At 70.8% G+C, this 16317-nt stretch carries 18 protein-coding genes; 10 read left to right on the top strand and 8 right to left on the bottom strand.

From position 1 onward, the window contains the following. Positions 1 to 4 precede the first annotated feature (4 nt). Positions 5 to 1633, bottom strand: coding sequence for an ABC transporter substrate-binding protein (locus ACFZDA_RS06345; RefSeq protein WP_391075723.1), 1629 nt, complete (start codon positions 1631 to 1633; stop codon positions 5 to 7). Positions 1634 to 1846: 213 nt separating this feature from the next. Between ACFZDA_RS06345 and ACFZDA_RS06340 the strand changes: the two genes are divergently transcribed. Next, positions 1847 to 2284 carry a protein-tyrosine phosphatase family protein gene (locus ACFZDA_RS06340; protein WP_391075720.1) on the top strand — a complete coding sequence of 146 codons (438 nt, stop codon included), beginning with the start codon at positions 1847 to 1849 and terminating at the stop codon, positions 2282 to 2284. A gap of 95 nt (positions 2285 to 2379) precedes the next feature. After that, entirely contained in the window at positions 2380 to 3537 is a 1158-nt protein-coding gene (locus ACFZDA_RS06335; protein WP_391075718.1) for an abortive phage infection protein, read from the top strand. Here the strand turns inward: ACFZDA_RS06335 and ACFZDA_RS06330 are convergent. Beyond that, positions 3528 to 3974, bottom strand: coding sequence for a GNAT family N-acetyltransferase (locus ACFZDA_RS06330; protein ID WP_391076780.1), 447 nt, complete (start codon positions 3972 to 3974; stop codon positions 3528 to 3530). The two genes, ACFZDA_RS06335 and ACFZDA_RS06330, sit on opposite strands and share 10 nt — an antisense overlap. Positions 3975 to 4373: 399 nt before the next feature. On the opposite strand from ACFZDA_RS06330, the gene ACFZDA_RS06325 reads away from it, so the two are divergent. Genes ACFZDA_RS06325 through ACFZDA_RS06315 form a run of 3 tightly spaced genes read left to right on the top strand, consistent with a single transcriptional unit; the run spans position 4374 to position 6227 of the window. Beyond that, on the top strand, positions 4374 to 4589 hold the full coding sequence (locus tag ACFZDA_RS06325) for a hypothetical protein (protein WP_086599578.1): 216 nt from the start codon (positions 4374 to 4376) through the stop codon (positions 4587 to 4589). Between the two features lie 26 nt (positions 4590 to 4615). Then, on the top strand, positions 4616 to 5362 hold the full coding sequence (gene recO / locus ACFZDA_RS06320) for a DNA repair protein RecO (protein WP_020273157.1): 747 nt from the start codon (positions 4616 to 4618) through the stop codon (positions 5360 to 5362). Between the two features lie 34 nt (positions 5363 to 5396). Continuing rightward, positions 5397 to 6227, top strand: coding sequence for an isoprenyl transferase (locus ACFZDA_RS06315; protein WP_391075715.1), 831 nt, complete (start codon positions 5397 to 5399; stop codon positions 6225 to 6227). Between the two features lie 114 nt (positions 6228 to 6341). On the opposite strand, the gene ACFZDA_RS06310 is transcribed toward ACFZDA_RS06315, so the two are convergent. The 4 genes from ACFZDA_RS06310 to ACFZDA_RS06295 are packed head-to-tail and all read right to left on the bottom strand — an operon-like array spanning position 6342 to position 9484. After that, complete coding sequence (locus ACFZDA_RS06310) at positions 6342 to 6761, bottom strand: Fur family transcriptional regulator (RefSeq protein WP_086848540.1); 420 nt, start codon at positions 6759 to 6761, stop codon at positions 6342 to 6344. Between the two features lie 58 nt (positions 6762 to 6819). Beyond that, positions 6820 to 7722 (bottom strand): iron chelate uptake ABC transporter family permease subunit, encoded by a 903-nt coding sequence (locus ACFZDA_RS06305; RefSeq protein ID WP_391075713.1) that lies wholly within the window; start codon positions 7720 to 7722, stop codon positions 6820 to 6822. After that, a complete protein-coding gene (locus ACFZDA_RS06300) occupies positions 7722 to 8489 on the bottom strand; it encodes an ATP-binding cassette domain-containing protein (protein WP_391075711.1) in 768 nt (255 codons plus the stop codon). Before ACFZDA_RS06300 ends, ACFZDA_RS06305 begins: the two co-directional genes overlap by 1 nt. Positions 8490 to 8509: 20 nt before the next feature. Further along, positions 8510 to 9484 carry a metal ABC transporter solute-binding protein, Zn/Mn family gene (locus ACFZDA_RS06295; protein ID WP_391075708.1) on the bottom strand — a complete coding sequence of 325 codons (975 nt, stop codon included), beginning with the start codon at positions 9482 to 9484 and terminating at the stop codon, positions 8510 to 8512. 240 nt (positions 9485 to 9724) lie between these two features. Here ACFZDA_RS06295 and ACFZDA_RS06290 point away from each other — a divergent pair, with 240 nt between their 5' ends. The 5 genes from ACFZDA_RS06290 to ACFZDA_RS06270 all read left to right on the top strand — a co-directional run bounded on the left by ACFZDA_RS06290 (position 9725) and on the right by ACFZDA_RS06270 (position 14521). Further along, positions 9725 to 11107 (top strand): glycine--tRNA ligase, encoded by a 1383-nt coding sequence (locus ACFZDA_RS06290; RefSeq protein WP_391075705.1) that lies wholly within the window; start codon positions 9725 to 9727, stop codon positions 11105 to 11107. 146 nt (positions 11108 to 11253) lie between these two features. Then, positions 11254 to 11868 (top strand): LysE family transporter, encoded by a 615-nt coding sequence (locus tag ACFZDA_RS06285; RefSeq protein WP_391075702.1) that lies wholly within the window; start codon positions 11254 to 11256, stop codon positions 11866 to 11868. A 78-nt stretch (positions 11869 to 11946) separates the two neighbouring features. Beyond that, positions 11947 to 12951 carry an aldo/keto reductase gene (locus tag ACFZDA_RS06280; protein WP_391075699.1) on the top strand — a complete coding sequence of 335 codons (1005 nt, stop codon included), beginning with the start codon at positions 11947 to 11949 and terminating at the stop codon, positions 12949 to 12951. Between the two features lie 25 nt (positions 12952 to 12976). Continuing rightward, positions 12977 to 13564, top strand: a complete 588-nt coding sequence (locus tag ACFZDA_RS06275; protein ID WP_391075696.1) for a TetR family transcriptional regulator — start codon at positions 12977 to 12979, stop codon at positions 13562 to 13564. A gap of 99 nt (positions 13565 to 13663) precedes the next feature. After that, positions 13664 to 14521, top strand: coding sequence for a GNAT family N-acetyltransferase (locus ACFZDA_RS06270; RefSeq protein WP_391075693.1), 858 nt, complete (start codon positions 13664 to 13666; stop codon positions 14519 to 14521). 10 nt (positions 14522 to 14531) lie between these two features. On the opposite strand, the gene ACFZDA_RS06265 is transcribed toward ACFZDA_RS06270, so the two are convergent. Together ACFZDA_RS06265 and ACFZDA_RS06260 are read right to left on the bottom strand one after the other, a co-directional pair. Then, complete coding sequence (locus ACFZDA_RS06265) at positions 14532 to 14738, bottom strand: hypothetical protein (RefSeq protein ID WP_391075689.1); 207 nt, start codon at positions 14736 to 14738, stop codon at positions 14532 to 14534. A gap of 116 nt (positions 14739 to 14854) precedes the next feature. Next, entirely contained in the window at positions 14855 to 16288 is a 1434-nt protein-coding gene (locus ACFZDA_RS06260; protein ID WP_391075686.1) for an MFS transporter, read from the bottom strand. Positions 16289 to 16317: the final 29 nt, after the last annotated feature.

The raw sequence follows: 16317 nt of genomic DNA, 5'->3' as shown, positions 1-16317 counted from the left end.
GCCGCTAGGCCCACTTGGCCTGGAGGAGGTTGATGCCGGGGTAGGGCTGGGCCCTTATGCCGCTGAGCCGCTTCGGGTCCCAGGCCGTCATCAGCTCGTTGTGGACGACCGGGTAGAGCACGGCCTGTTCGGCGACGACGTCGATGTAGTCCTGGACCATCGCCTTCTTCTTCTCGGGGTCCGGCTCCCGGGTGGCCCGGTCCATGTCCTTGAAGAGCTGCTTGGCGACGGGGTCGGAGGCCCACCGCGTGTACTGCATCCACAGGTTCTCGGGCCCGTAGTTGTAGTGCATGATCAGGTCGGCGTCGAGGCCGAACTGGTTGGGGTTGGAGGCGGCGGCGACGACCTGGTAGTCCTGCTTCTGGTCCATCTTCGTGAACACGGCCGTGGTCTCCTGCGGCGACAGGGTCGTCCGCACGCCGATCGCGTCCCAGGACGCCTTGATGGTGGGCAGGCAGTCCACGATCCAGCTGACGTTCACCGCGAGGATCTCGATGCTCAGCCCCTTGACCCCGGCCTCCTTCAGCAGCGCCTTCGCCTTGTCGGGGTCGTGGTCGTAGACGGTTCTGGCCCGGCGGTAGGACGGGTTGCCCTCGTCGAGGAAGGAACTCGACGGCTTGCCGTGCCCCTTGAGCGCCACCTCCACCATCTTCTGCGTGTCGATGGCGTAGTGCAGGGCCTGACGCACGCGCACGTCGTCGAAGGGCTTGTGCTGGGTGTTGAACATCAGGAACAGGTTGTTCATCCCGGCCCCGCCGGCGACCGTCAGCCCGCCGCTCTCCAACTGCGCGATGTTGGCGTACGGGATGTTGTCGGCGATCTGTGCGCCCGCGCTCGACCCCGAGATCTTCGCGACGCGGGGTGCCGCGTCCACGATCGTCAGCCAGTTCATCTTCCGGAAGGCCGGCTTGCGCGGGCCGTTGTAGCCGTCGAACGCCTCGAAGGTCGTGTTCGACTTCGGGTGGTGCGCGGTCTGCCGGTACGGCCCCGAGCCGATCGCCTTGCCCTTGATGGCGTCGTCCCAGGCGCCCGGTCGCGAGAACACGTGCTTCGGCATGATCTTGGCGAGGGTCAGCCGCGCCAGCCCGTCCGGGAACGGGAACTGGAGCACCAGCTCCACGGTCCGCGCGTCGATCTTGCGGACCTCCTTCAGCCAGTTCGCGAAGAAGCCCTTGGCGAGGGTCTGGGTGTCCGGGTCGAGGATCCGCTCGAAGACGAAGACCACGTCGTCGGCGGTCACCGGCTTGCCGTCGTGGAACGTGGCCCCCTCCCGCAGTGTGAACCTCCACGACGTGCTGCCCGGGTCCTTCGGCACCTCGGTCGCCAGCGCCGCGTACGGCTCGCGGGAGATCGGGTCGGTGTCGAGCAGGCCCTCGTAGATGTGGTGGTTCGCGGCCATGCAGAACGCGGACGCCGTCTGGGTGGGATCCCAGCTGCCGTCGTTGCCGTAGCCGATCACGGCCGTGAGCGTCCGCTCCCGGCCACCGCCCTCGCCGGTGTCGTTCGTGGACTGCGGCCCGGACGAACAGGCCGACAACGACGCGGAGACGGCGGCGGCCGCGCCCAGCGCGCCGGTGTACTTCAGGAACGTCCGGCGGTGCGTCGCCGGCACGTCGTGGGTCACGTCGCGCACGGGGTCCTCCAGCGAGAGGTCTGGAAAGGAGACAGGGGGAGGGTGAGCAGCGGAGATACGACGTCCTACGTCCGGCGGTCAGCGCGACCATAAGAGGGGCGGTGGGGGCGGTCAAGGGATCGCACACGAATGGCGTAGCCGCCACAGGTGCGACCAATGGCACTGTCGGCGGGCGGCAGTTGACGCCCCATCAGGGCGGGCATGATGAGGGGCATGACTGAGCTGTGGACCGAGAGCGGCGCCGGCGTCCTGAAACTGCCGTCCGGCCGGCTGGTACGGGGGCGAGGCCTCCGCCACTCCCTGGACCCCGGCGCGCCCCTTCCCTCCTACGGTGTCTACCTGCTCGGCAGGCAGCCGCCCGAGGTCCCCTGGGAGGCCTGCTGGATCCGCTGGCCCGACTTCCGCCTCCCGTCGGACCGGGCAGCCGCCCGCGAGGTGCTGGCCGACGTCTGGGAACGGGCCGCCGGGGAGCGTGTGGAGATCGCCTGCGGCGGAGGGCGCGGCCGCACGGGCACGGCCCTGGCCTGCCTCGCGGTGCTGGACGGCGTGCCCGCCGAGGAGGCGGTGGCGTACGTGCGCCGGCACTACGACCGGCATGCGGTGGAAACACCCTGGCAGCGGCGGTTCGTACGCCGGTTCGGTCAGGGATGAGCCTCTCCTTCGGCGCGGCGCCCCCTACCTTGGTAGCGCCGCCGTAGACCGACGGCCGACAGCGGGGCCGGGCGCCGGCTCGCACTGTGAACGGTATGGCAGAGACCAAGGGAATCAAGCAGGCCAAGGGGATCAGCCGGGCGCAGTTCCTGGCCGGAGCGGCGGCGGCGGGGGCCGCCGGGGCGCTGGGACCGGCGGGACGGGTCCGGGCGGCGGAGCCCCGGCACGGCAGGGGGCTGCGCCGGCGGGGTGTCGTCTACACCGTCGGGGAGGGCGAGACGCCGGGGACCGCGTGGAGCGTCCGCCGGATGCGGGCCGATGTCCGGGCCATCCGGGACGACCTGCACGCCGACACCGTCGACGTCACGGGCGACGGCGTCGAGCGGCTCACCGCCACCGCCGCCGAGGCCGCCGAACGCGGGCTGCACATCTGGCTGCAGCCGACGCTCGGGGACGCCCCGCAGCGGGACATCCTGGAGCACCTGGCCGAGACCGGCCGGTTCGCGGAGCGGCTCCGCCGGCAGGGCGCCGGTGTCGACTTCAGCGTCGGCTGCGAGTTCTGGCTGTTCGTCCCCGGCATCCTGCCGGGCGAGACGGTCCTGGAGCGCATCAGGAACCTGCAGAACGGCACGGTCGACTGGCCCCGGGCGCAGCGCCGCCTCGCCGACTTCACGGCGAAGGCCGCGAAGACCGGCCGCTCCGTCTTCAAGGGCAACCTCAGCTACGCCGCCGCCCAGTCCATCGACGACCCGGACTGGAACCTCTTCGACATCGTCGGCATCGACTACTACTCGTACTTCCCGAAGCGGTCCGCGTACGTCCGGGAGCTGAAGCGGTACCTGCGGTGGGGAAAGCCCCTCGCCGTCACCGAGTTCGGCACGTGCGCCTACGTCGGTGCCCCCGAGACCGCCGGCATGGGCTGGGACGTCGTCGACTACGACAAGGAGCCGCCACAGATCAAGGGCGACCTGGTCCGCAGCGAGCGCGTCCAGGCCGACTACGTGGGCGAACTGCTGGACGTCTTCGCGTCGATGGGCCTGCACGCGGCGATGACCTTCGAGTTCGTCACCGCGGACGCCCCGCACCGCCCGGAGGAGCCCCGCCTCGACCTCGACATGGCGACGTACGCCCTCACGAAGGTGATCAAGGACCGCCCGGACGACCCCGCCTCCGGCTGGCACTGGGAGCCCAAGGAGGCGTTCCACGCGGTGGCCCGCCGGTACGGGGCGGCGGGCCACGGGGGTCACGGGTGAACGCTGTCCGGGCGTCTCACCATGAAGATGTCGACCGGGTCCTGGCATTCGATCGTGAAGCCGTGGCGTTCGTAGAGGCGGCGGGCCGGGCTGCCCTGGAGGACGTTCAGGCGGACGAGGGCGCTGTCCGCGTCGGTCCGGGTCAGCAGGGTGCGCAGGACCGCCGCTCCCAGGCCCCGGCCCTGGAGGGCCGGGGCGAGATAGAAGTGTTCCAGCCAGTGGACGTTCTCGTCGGTCTCGGACGGGCGCAGGGCGACGCTGCCCGCGAAGGAGCCGTCGGTCTCGATGATCGAGGTGTGCCGGGCGGAGAAGCCGTCCCGCAGGCGCTGCCTGACCCGGTGTTCGTCATAGCGGCCCAGGCGCTCCAGGTCCGGACGCATCACCACCGCCCGCAGCTCCGCTATCGGCTCGACATCGGCCGGCTCGGCCGGGCGCATGGTCCAGGTCTGTTCCATGGAGGAGGATCGTAGGCGCGGAAACAACCGCATACCGCTTATCGGCAATCAGCTTTTCGCATTGCCGAACCCCTTTGTGCTGCCCCGCAGTTGTAGGGCACAGACCCCTCCCGAGTGTAGACGCGGAGCGTCACCGTGGAGATGCGAAGAGTGAAACTCCGAAAGGAGGGGGAGCACGGTGGAGGCACGACACTCGGCGCTCTGCGCCGAAGAAGCGGAGGATGCGGTGAAAGAATTGCGGGCAGAACTCGCCAGGACCGGAATTGTCCAGCCGTCACCGGGACTTCACCCGGTGAACCTTGTGCGGGAAGTCCCCTGTCCGCTCGTCGAATCGGGCCGGAGTTCCGTTCGGACCGCCCGGCGGCTCGCGGCGGTGCCGCGATGAAGCCCCCGGTCGGCGCCTATGTCGTGGACACCCGCAGCGGCCGCATCGGCATCGTCATGGGGCATGAGGGGCCCTACGTACAGCTGAGGCCGTACGGCGGCGGCAAGGAGTGGGACGCCGACCCCGGTGCCGTCCGGCACGCCACCCCGGCCGAGCGGCTGCGCGCGGCGACGGCGTACGCCAACGCCCGCAGCAGGGGCGAGGTCCCTTGACGCCATGACCCTGCGAGAATGGCGCCATGAGTCTGTTCCGCGACGACGGCATCGTGCTGCGCACCCAGAAGCTGGGTGAGGCGGACCGGATCATCACGCTGCTCACCCGCGGTCACGGGCGGGTACGGGCGGTGGCCAGGGGCGTGCGCCGGACGAAGTCGAAGTTCGGTGCCCGCCTCGAACCCTTCTCCCACGTCGACGTGCAGTTCTTCGCCAAGGGCAGCGAACTGGTCGGACGCGGGCTGCCGCTGTGCACACAGAGCGAGACCATCGCCCCGTACGGCGGCGGGATCGTCAGCGACTACGCGCGGTACACCGCCGGGACCGCGATGCTGGAGACCGCCGAGCGGTTCACCGACCACGAGGGGGAGCCGGCGGTGCAGCAGTACCTGCTGCTGGTCGGCGGTCTGCGGACCCTCGCCCGCGGGGAGCACGCGCCGCATCTCGTGCTGGACGCGTTCCTGCTCCGCTCCCTCGCCGTCAACGGCTACGCCCCGAGCTTCACCGACTGCGCGAAGTGCGGCATGCCCGGGCCCAACCGGTTCTTCTCGGTCGCCTCGGGCGGTTCCGTCTGCGTGGACTGCCGGGTGCCCGGCAGCGTCGTACCCTCGCCCCAGGCCCTGGAACTCCTCGGTGCGCTGCTGACGGGAGACTGGGAGACCGCGGACGCCTGCGAGGCGCGGTACGTCCGGGAGGGCAGCGGGCTGGTGTCCGCGTATCTGCACTGGCACATGGAGCGCGGGCTGCGCTCCCTGCGCTACGTCGAGAAGTAAGCGAAGCAAGAGAGCACGAGGAGACGAGAAACACATGGCCGTACGCGGGATCCTGGGGCGGCAGCGCCGGGAGTACAAAACGCCGGAGCCCCACCCGTCCGGCGCTCGGCCGCCGAAGCTCGGCGAGCTCGTACCGCAGCATGTGGCGATCGTCATGGACGGTAACGGGCGGTGGGCGAAGGAGCGCGGCCTGCCGCGCACCGAGGGGCACAAGGTCGGCGCCGAGCGGGTGCTGGACGTGCTCCAGGGCGCCATCGAGATGGGCGTGGGCGCCATCTCCCTGTACGCCTTCTCCACCGAGAACTGGAAGCGGTCGCCGGACGAGGTGCGCTTCCTGATGAACTTCAACCGGGACTTCATCCGCAAGAGCCGCGACCAGCTCGACGAGCTCGGTGTGCGGGTGCGCTGGGTCGGACGGATGCCCAAGCTGTGGCGGTCGGTCGCCAAGGAGCTCCAGATCGCCCAGGAGCAGACCAAGGGCAACGACAAGATCACGCTGTACTTCTGCATGAACTACGGCGGGCGCGCCGAGATCGCCGACGCGGCGCAGGCGCTCGCGGCCGATGTGAAGGCCGGGAAGCTCGATCCGTCGAAGGTCAACGAGAAGACCTTCGCGAAGTACCTGTACTACCCGGACATGCCGGACGTGGACCTGTTCCTGCGCCCGAGCGGTGAGCAGCGCACCTCCAACTACCTGCTCTGGCAGAGCGCGTACGCCGAGATGGTCTTCCAGGACGTGCTGTGGCCGGACTTCGACCGCCGCGACCTGTGGCGGGCCTGCCTGGAGTTCGCCTCCCGGGACCGCCGCTTCGGCGGCGCGATCCCGAACGAGGAACTGCTGGCCATGGAGGGCAAGCAGGAGTAGCAGGCCTCACCGGCAAGGGCGGCGCAGTTCCCCCAGGGGTGCGGGGAACTGCGCGACCGGCCACCGTGGACCCGCACCCGGGAACCGGGTCTCACGCCCACGGCGGGAAACGGCTCAGCCGCCGGAGGCAGCCGCGCAGTCGGCACACGTCCCGAAGATCTCCACCGTGTGGGCCACGTTCACGAAGCCGTGCTCGGCGGCGATGGCCTCCGCCCACTTCTCCACGGCCGGGCCCTCGACCTCGACGGCCTTGCCGCAGCCGCGGCACACCAGGTGGTGGTGATGGTCGTCGGTGGAGCAGCGGCGGTAGACGGACTCGCCGTCGGCGGTGCGCAGGACGTCGACCTCGCCGGCGTCGGCGAGGGACTGGAGGGTGCGGTAGACCGTGGTGAGCCCGACCGAGTCGCCCTTGTGCTTGAGCATGTCGTGCAGTTCCTGCGCGCTGCGGAACTCGTCGACCTCGTCCAGGGCCGCCGCCACGGCGGCACGCTGCCTGGTGGCGCGGCCCTTCACGGACGGTCCAGCGGTCGTCACCGTTGCCTCCTCACGTCTGCCTTGCCCGGGCCATTGTGCCAGCCCGGGACGGGGGCGGTCAGACGCCGACTTCGTCGGCTGCGTCCCGGGTGGCCGGAATCGCGCACTCGGCAGGGTCATGGGCGGAATGCGCCGCGCTCCGGGCACGGGCGCGGCGGCGGGCCAGCGGGGCCGCGAGCGCCGTCAGCACGACGAAGGCGCCGATGGTCAGCAGCACGATCGTCGCGCCGGGCGGGACGTCCTGGTAGTACGACGTGACGGTGCCGCCGATCGTCACGCTCACGCCGATCGCGACGGCGATCACGAAGGTCGCGGCGAAGCTGCGGCCGATCTGCTGGGCGGCCGCGACGGGCACCACCATCAGCGCGCTGACCAGGAGCAGGCCGACCACGCGCATCGCCACCGTCACCGTGACGGCCGCGGTGATCGCGGTCAGCAGGTTCAGGGCCCGCACCGGCAGGCCCGTCACCCGGGCGAACTCCTCGTCCTGGCTGACCGCGAACAGCTGCCGGCGCAGTCCGAGGGTGACCAGGACGACGAAGGCGGCCAGCACGCAGATCGCCGTGACGTCCGACTCGGACACCGTCGACAGGGAGCCGAAGAGATACGACGTCAGATTGGCGTTGGAGCCCGTCGGCGCGAGGTTGATGAACATCACACCGCCGGCCATGCCGCCGTAGAACAGCATCGCGAGGGCGATGTCGCCGCGGGTCCTGCCGTACCAGCGGATCAGCTCCATGAGGACCGCGCCGATGACCGAGACGAGGGTCGCCATCCACACCGGTGACCAGGTCAGCAGGAAGCCGAGGCCGACGCCGGTCATCGCCACGTGCCCGATGCCGTCGCCCATCAGGGCCTGGCGGCGCTGGACCAGGTAGATCCCCACCGCGGGGGCCGTGATGCCGACCAGGACGGCGGCGAGCAGTGCCCGCTGCATGAAGGCGTAGTCGAGGAAGTCCATCAGCTCAGCAGTCCCGTGCGGATCGGTTCGGCGCCCGCGGGTGCGTGCGGGTGTACGTGGTCGTGGCCGGGCAGGGCGTGCTGCCCGACCGCCTTCGGGGGCGGTCCGTCGTGCACGACGCAGCCGTCGCGCAGGACGACCGCCCGGTCGATGAGGGGCTCCAGGGGGCCCAGTTCGTGCAGCACGAGCAGCACGGTCGTGCCCTGCGAGACCTGTTCGCGCAGGGTGTGCGCGAGCACCTCCTGGCTGGCCAGGTCGACACCGGCCATCGGCTCGTCCATGATCAGCAGCTCCGGTTCGGAGGCGAGCGCGCGGGCGATCAGGACCCGCTGGTGCTGGCCGCCGGAGAGCGCGTTGACGGAGTCCTTGGCCCGGTCGGCCATGCCGACGAGCTCCAGGGCCTGCCGTACGGCCGTGTGGTCCGCCTTGCGCAGCACGCCGAAGCGGGCCCGGGACAGGCGGCCCGAGGAGACCACCTCGGTCACCGTGGCGGGCACGCCGCCGGCGGCCGTGGTGCGCTGCGGGACATAGCCCACGCGGTGCCAGTCGCGAAACCGCCTGCGGTCCGTGCCGAACAGTTCGATCTTGCCGGCTCCGGTCTGCACCTGGCCGATGATGCTGCGCACGGCCGTGGACTTGCCGGAGCCGTTCGCGCCGAGCAGCGCGACGACCTCGCCGTGGTGCACGGTGAGGTCGATGCCGCGCAGGACGGGGCGCGAGCCCAGGTCGGCGCGGACGCCGCGCAGGGATACGACGGGCTCGGTCATGCCGTCCTCCGATGGGTCGATCACTTGGCTCCCAGGGCCGTCTGCAGGGCCTTGAGGTTGGCTTCCATCACCTGGAAGTAGTCGTCGCCGCGGGACTTGTCGGTGATGCCCTCGAGCGGGTCGAGGACGTCCGTCTTCAGTTTCGCGTCCCGGGCCAGGGTCTTCGCGGTCTTGTCGGAGACCAGTGTCTCGTAGAAGACGGTGGTGACACCGTCGGCCTTGGCCTCCTGCTGGAGTTCCCTGACCCGGGCGGCGCTGGGCTCGCTCTCGGGGTCGAGGCCGGAGATGGCCTCCTGGGTGAGGCCGTAGCGCTCGGCGAGGTAGCCGAAGGCGGCGTGGTTGGTGAAGAAGACCTTGGTCTTCGTGTCCTTCAGGCCGTTCTCGAAGTCGCCGTTGAGCCCGTTCAGCTTCTGGACCAGGACCGCGGTGTTCTTCTTGTAGTCGGCCGCGTGGTCGGGGTCGGCCTTCTCGAAGGCCTTGCCGACGCCCTGGGCGACCTCGGCGTACTTCACCGGGTCCAGCCAGATGTGGGGGTCGCGCGCGTGCTCGGCCTCCTCGGAGTGCCCCTCCTCCTCGGCGTGGCCCTCCTCGCCCCCGTGGTCGTGCTCGGTGTTGCCGTGGTCCTCCAGGGTCGTCAGCGTGGCCGCGTCGATCTTCGTCTTGACGCCGGTCTGCGAGACCGCCTCGTCGACGGCGGGCTGGAGGCCCTTGAGGTAGAGCGCCGCGTCGGCCTCTTCGAGCTGCGCCCGCTGCTTGGTGCTGATCTCCAGGTCGTGCGGTTCCTGGCCGGGTTCGGTCAGGCTGGTGACGTTCGCGTGGCCGCCGCCTATCTGCTCGGCGAGGAACGCCATCGGGTAGAACGACGCGACGACATCGAACTTGTCCGTGTTGCCCGTCGCCGCGCTGTCGCTGGAGCAGGCGGAGAGGGCGCCGAGGCCGAGAGCGGTGGCCGCGCTGACGGCGGAGGCGGATATGAGGCGTCGTCGTACGTTCATGACACTCATTTTCAACAAATATGGAAACCGTTGTCAACAATGGAGCCGGGCCGGTTCCGTGGAGGGGGCCTGGCGGTCGCGGGAGGGGGAGCGATTTGATTGAGGGGGCGCCCCCGCCGGTAACCTGAAGCATTCGCTGGAAGCAACTCGCTTCGCCCGCCCGTCTCCCGACCACCACCCCTCATCGAGGCGCTTCCGCGCCGCACCGTCAGTATTCGTCGTCGTAATGAAGAGAGCACCGTGGCCGCCGACAAGATCGACACCATCGTCAGCCTGAGCAAGCGCCGTGGCTTCGTATTCCCCTGTAGTGAGATCTACGGCGGTCAGCGCGCCGCTTGGGACTACGGCCCGCTGGGTGTCGAGCTCAAGGAGAACCTCAAGCGCCAGTGGTGGCGCTACATGGTGACGTCGCGCGAGGACGTCGTGGGGATCGACTCGTCCGTGATCCTGGCCCCCGAGGTCTGGGTCGCCTCCGGCCATGTCGCCACCTTCACGGACCCGCTGACCGAGTGCACCTCCTGCCACAAGCGGTTCCGCGCGGACCACCTGGAGGAGGCCTACGAGGCCAAGCACAACCGCCCGCCGGAGAACGGCCTGGCCGACGTCAACTGCCCCAACTGCGGCAACAAGGGCCAGTTCACCGAGCCCAAGCAGTTCTCGGGCCTGCTGTCCACGCACCTCGGCCCGACGCAGGACTCCGGCTCCATCGCCTACCTGCGCCCCGAGACCGCCCAGGGCATCTTCACCAACTTCTCCCAGGTGCAGACCACCTCCCGCCGCAAGCCGCCGTTCGGCATCGCCCAGATGGGCAAGTCCTTCCGCAACGAGATCACGCCGGGCAACTTCATCTTCCGCACCCGCGAGTTCGAGCAGATGGAGATGGAGTTCTTCGTCAAGCCGGGCGAGGACGAGAAGTGGCAGGAGTACTGGATGGAGCAGCGCTGGAACTGGTACACCGGTCTCGGCCTGCGTGAAGAGAACATGCGCTGGTACGAGCACCCCAAGGAGAAGCTCTCCCACTACTCCAAGCGCACCGCCGACATCGAGTACCGCTTCAACTTCGGCGGCAGCGAGTGGGGCGAGCTGGAGGGTGTCGCCAACCGCACCGACTACGACCTCGGTGCCCACTCCAAGGCCTCCGGCCAGGACCTCACCTACTTCGACCAGGAGGCCGGCGAGCGCTGGACTCCGTACGTCATCGAGCCCGCGGCCGGTGTCGGCCGCGCGATGCTGGCCTTCCTCCTGGACGCCTACATCGAGGACGAGGCGCCCAACGCCAAGGGCAAGATGGAGAAGCGCACGGTGCTGCGCCTCGACCCGCGCCTGTCCCCGGTGAAGGTCGCGGTGCTCCCGCTGTCCCGGAACCCGGAGCTGTCCCCGAAGGCCAAGGGCCTCGCCCAGGCGCTGCGCCAGAACTGGAACATCGAGTTCGACGACGCCGGCGCGATCGGCCGCCGCTACCGCCGCCAGGACGAGATCGGTACGCCGTTCTGCGTGACCGTCGACTTCGACACGCTGGAGGACGACGCGGTCACCGTCCGCGAGCGGGACTCCATGAAGCAGGAGCGCGTCTCCCTCGACCAGATCGAGGGCTACCTGGCGGCCCGCCTGGTCGGCTGCTGACCGCTTCCCGTACACACGCCGGTGCCGGGTTCCTCTTCGGAGGGGCCCGGCACCGGCGCGTTTCACGCGTGGACGGCCGAGTGGTCCCTCAGGGCCGCCGCCGATTGGCCCTGTTTCCGCGCGTGGCGCGGCGCCAGGGTGAGCGCATGAGCATCGCCTTTCTGCTGACCACTCTGGTCGTCGTCGCCACGCCGGGCACCGGCGTCGTCTACACCCTCGCGGCAGCGCTCTCCCGCGGCCGGCGCGCGAGCATCGTCGCGGCCGTCGGGTGCACGCTCGGGATCGTGCCGCATCTGCTGGCCACGGTCACCGGGGTCGCCGCCCTGCTGCACGCCAGCGCCACCGCGTTCCAGGTGGTGAAGTACGCCGGGGTCGCCTACCTCCTGTTCATGGCGTGGGCCACGGTGCGGGACAAGGAGGCGCTCGTGGTGGAGGAGCGGCGGGCGGCGCCGGTCTCCGCGCGGCGGGTGATCGTACGGGGTGTGCTGATCAACATCCTCAATCCCAAGCTGACGATCTTCTTCTTCGCGTTCCTGCCGCAGTTCGTGAGCCCCGGTGAGCCGCACGCGGTGGTGCGCATGGCGGGACTCGGCGGGGTGTTCATGCTGGCGACCTTCGCCGTGTTCGCCGCGTACGGGGTGCTGGCCGCGTCGGTGCGCAGCCATGTGATCGGGCGGCCCCGGGTGATGGCGTGGCTGCGGCGGGGTTTCGCGGGGTCGTTCGTGGCGCTGGGGGCGAAGCTGGCGGTCACGGCGCGGTAGCCGGGGTTCCGCGAGGGGCTGACAAGTATCGGATGACAGATATTGAAATCTGTCATTTGTCATGGCAGGGTGGATGCCATGACGATGCGAACCCGAACCCTCGGAACCACCGGACCCCAGGTCTCCGCCCTCGGTCTCGGCTGCATGGGCATGTCCGCGCTGTACGGCGAGGCGGACCGGGCCGAGTCCATCGCGACCATCCACGCGGCGCTCGAAGCGGGCGTCACCCTGCTGGACACCGGCGACTTCTACGGCATGGGCCACAACGAGATGCTGATCGGCGAGGCCCTGCGCGCGGCCCCCGCCGCCCGGCGTGAACAGGCCCTGGTCAGTGTGAAGTTCGGCGCCCTGCGCGGCCCGGACGGCGGCTGGTCCGGCTACGACGGCCGGCCCGCCGCCGTGCGGAACTTCGCCGCGTACTCCCTCCAGCGGCTCGGCGTCGACCACATCGACGTCTACCGCATCGCCCGCCTCGACCCCGACGTGCCGATCGAGGAGACGGTCGGCGCGATCGCGGAACTGGTCGAGAAGGGATACGTGCGGCACATCGGCCTCAGCGAGGTCGGCGCCGAGACGATCCGGCGCGCCGCCGCCACCGCGCCCGTCTCCGACCTCCAGATCGAGTACTCCCTCATCTCGCGCGGCATCGAGGACGAGATCCTCCCCACCACGCGCGAACTGGGCATCGGCATCACGGCGTACGGCGTGCTCTCCCGGGGCCTGATCTCCGGCCACTTCACCGCCGACCGGCAGCTCGGCGCCGGCGACTTCCGGGCGATGTCGCCGCGCTTCCAGGGGGACAACCTCCGGCACAACCTGAACCTCGTCGAGGCGCTGCGGAAGATCGCCGAGCAGAAGGGCGTCACCGTCGCGCAGATCGCCATCGCCTGGGTGCTCGCCCGCGGCGAGGACATCGTGCCCCTGGTCGGCGCCCGCCGCCGCGACCGGCTCACGGAGGCGCTGGGCGCGCTGGACGTCACGCTGGACGCGGCCGACCTGGCCGCGATCGAGGAGGCCGTACCGCCCGGCGCCGCCGCCGGCGACCGCTACCCGGCGGCCCAGATGGCACACCTCGAGAGCTGAACCGGGCTCCGGGTACGGTCAGGGCATGGCACCGACCAGCGAGATCCTTACCGCCGAGCGCATCCTCGAGGCGACCGAGGACGTGCTGCGCCGCCACGGCCCGGCCAAGGCCACCGTGGTGGACGTGGCCCGCGCGCTCGGCGTCAGCCACGGCAGCGTCTACCGTCACTTCCGCACCAAGGCGGCGCTGCGCGAGGCCGTCACCAAGCGCTGGCTGGACCGCACGAGCGGGGAGCTGGCCGGCATCGCCGCCGCGGACCGCGACCCGGAGGCCCGGCTGCGGGACTGGCTCGCCACGCTGTTCGCCGCGAAGCGCCGCAAGGCGGGCGACGATCCGGAGCTGTTCGCCACGTACATGGTCCTCACCGGCGAGAACGGCACGGTGGTGGGCGAGCACATCGCCGACCTGACCGGCCAGCTGACCCGGATCGTCGAGGCGGGCGTCGCGTCCGGCGCCTTCGCCACCACCGACCCGGGGGCGACCGCCCGCGCCGTCTTCCACGCCACGGGCCGCTTCCACGACCCCTGCTACGCCCGGGAGTGGGAAGAGCCCGGGACGGATGCGGACTTCACGGCCCTCGTGGACCTGCTGGTCCGGGCGCTGCGGGCCTGAGAGGACCGCCCTACCGGGTGCGTCCCCGCCGGGAGAGGCACAGGATGGGAAGGGAGGGGTGGGTCGCCGCGCGGGGGTGCTGAGAAGGGGTTGGCGATCGTGGATCTCATACTGCGTCCGGGCACCGCGGACGATGCCGCGGAGTGCGGAAGGGTCTGCTACGAGGCCTTCGCCGGCATCGCCGGGGAGCACGCGTTCCCACCCGACGTCCCGAGCCCCGACGTGGGTGTCGCGGTGATCGAGGGAGCCCTGACGCACCCCGGTTTCTACAGCGTCGTCGCCGAGCTCGACGGCCGGATCGTGGGCAGCAACTTCCTCGACGAACGCTCGGCCGTCGTCGGGGTCGGACCGGTCACCGTCGACCCCGCCGTGCAGAACGCGGGCGTGGGCCGCCGCCTGATGCTGGACGTGATGCGGCGGGCCGACGAGCGCGGGGCGCCGGGCATCCGGTTGTTGCAGAGCGGCTACCACAACAGGTCGTTCTCGCTGTACGTCAGCCTCGGCTTCGTCCACCGGGCCACGGTGGCCTGTGTGCAGGGCCCGCCGATCGGGCGTGCGCTGCCCGGCTACGTGGTGCGGGAGGCCACGGACGCGGACCTGGGCGCCTGCAACGACGTGTGCCGGCAGGTCCACGGCGTCGACCGGGGCGGCGAGGTCGCCGACGGGCTCAAACAGGGCACCGCCCGGGTCGTCGAGCGCGCGGGACGTGTCACCGGGTACGCCACCGACCTGGCCTTCTTCGCGCACGCCGTCGGCGAGACCACCCCGGACCTCCAGGCCCTGATCGCGGCGGCCCCGCAGTTCGCCGGCCCGGGCATCCTCATCCCCGCGAGCGACAGCGTGCTGCTGAGGTGGTGCCTGTCCAACGGCCTCAAGGTCGTGCAGCTGATGAGCCTGATGACCGTCGGGCTCTACAACGAGCCCGACGGGGCGTACCTGCCCTCGATCCTCTACTAGGGCCGGCCGGTCACGCCGCCGCCGGGTCCACCGTCGCCTGGTGGGCCTCCGCCAGGTGTTCCTCGGCCTTCAGCCAGGGCAGGAACTGGGCGCCCCTGCGCCAGCCGCAGGTGTCGCATCTGATGGTGCGCTGCACGCCCGTGCGCCGCACCCGCACCACATGCTCCCGGCCGTGCTGGTCCCAGCGGCTGACCTTGCTGGTGTCGCTCTGCGCCATGACGCCTCCCGCGTCCAGGAAAACGGCGGATCCGGTCCGCTCGCAGCAAGGAGTGTGCTGCAAGACCAACATCAACAGGGTTTTCCCGGACGCGAGTTATCAGGCCGTGAGATACCTCAGGCGACCGCGCGCGGCAGCCGGAGGCTGAGCAGGCCGGTCAGCACCACACCGGCGAGCTGCACCAGCAGCGTCGTGACCAGGGCGTCCCGCATGCCCATCCCCGGGACCAGGGACAGGAACAGCGTGCCCAGGGTCGCCACCCCGAGGGCCAGCGCCGACTGCTGAGTGGTGATCATCACGCCGCTGCCGACACCGGCGCGGGCGGGCGGCACCTCGGAGAGGACGACCCGGTAGATGACGGGGAGTTGCAGTGCCTGGCCCGCGCCGGCGACCGCCGCTCCCGGGAGCAGCTCGACGAAGCCCAGGTGCGGCCAGAAGCGCCAGGCGGCCAGCACCATCAGGGCCAGGCCCAGGCCCTGGAGCGCGGCTCCCGCCGTCACCACCCGCGTGCCGTACCGGGTGACCAGCCGAGGGCCCAGCAGCGAGAAGACGAAGAACACCACCGCCAGCGGCGCGAGCGCCAGCCCCGCGGCGACCGGGTCGAGGCCGGCGCCCTGCTGCAACGCCACCGCGATCACGAACATGAAGCCGCTGAAGCCGATGGAGAAGGGCAGCACCAGCAGCAGCCCGCGGCGCAGGGAGACGAGCGCGAACAGGCTCGGCGGCACCAGCGGCGTACGGCCCTCGCGGTCGGCCCGCCGCTCCACCACGTAGAACGCCGCCGCCGCGAACGGGAACGCCACCAGCGACAGCCAGGTCCACAGCGGCCAGCCCGCCGCCCTGCCCTCGGTGAGCGGCACGAGCAGCGTCAGGAGCGAGGCCGCCAGCAGGACCGTGCCCGGGACGTCGACCGGCTCCGGGCGCGTGGAGCGGGTCTCGGGGACCGCGCGGGCGGCCAGGAACAGCCCGGCGACGACGACCGGCACGTTGACGAGGAACACCGACCGCCAGCCGGTTCCCGCGATGTCGGCGGCCACCAGGACCCCGCCGAGGATCTGCCCGGCCACCATGGACAGCCCGGCGGTGGCGCCGTACAGGCCCATGGCCTTCGCGCGCCGGGTGCCGGTCGTGGTCGCCTGGATGGTGGCCAGCACCTGCGGCAGCATCGCGGCGGCCGACGCGCCCTGCGCGACCCGGGCCGCGACCAGCGACCAGGCGCCGGGCGCCAGCCCGCACGCCAGCGAGGTCAGCCCGAAGGCCGCCATGCCGGCGAGGAACAGCCGCCGCCGGCCGAACAGGTCCCCGAGCCGGCCGCCGAGGACCAGCAGGACCGCGTACGACACCCCGTACCCGGCGACGACGAGTTCGAGGACCGACTCGCTCGCGGCGAGGTCGGAGCCGATGGTGGGCAGGGCGACGTTGACGATGAAGAAGTCGATGAGCGGGAGCGCCGCGGCCAGCAGCACCGTGAACAGTCCGAGCCCGCCGAGCACGGGAGCCGGGGCGGCGGGGGAGCGGACGGGACGTGAAGTGAGGGATTCCGTGGTCACGTCATCAGCCTGCCGTGGCGCCCAGACTG

The sequence above is a fragment of the Streptomyces sp. NPDC007991 genome (assembly GCF_042958445.1).
GTDB lineage: Bacteria > Actinomycetota > Actinomycetes > Streptomycetales > Streptomycetaceae > Streptomyces.
The sequence above is the reverse complement of the archived record's forward strand: the minus strand, read 5'-3'. Positions and strand labels throughout refer to the sequence as shown.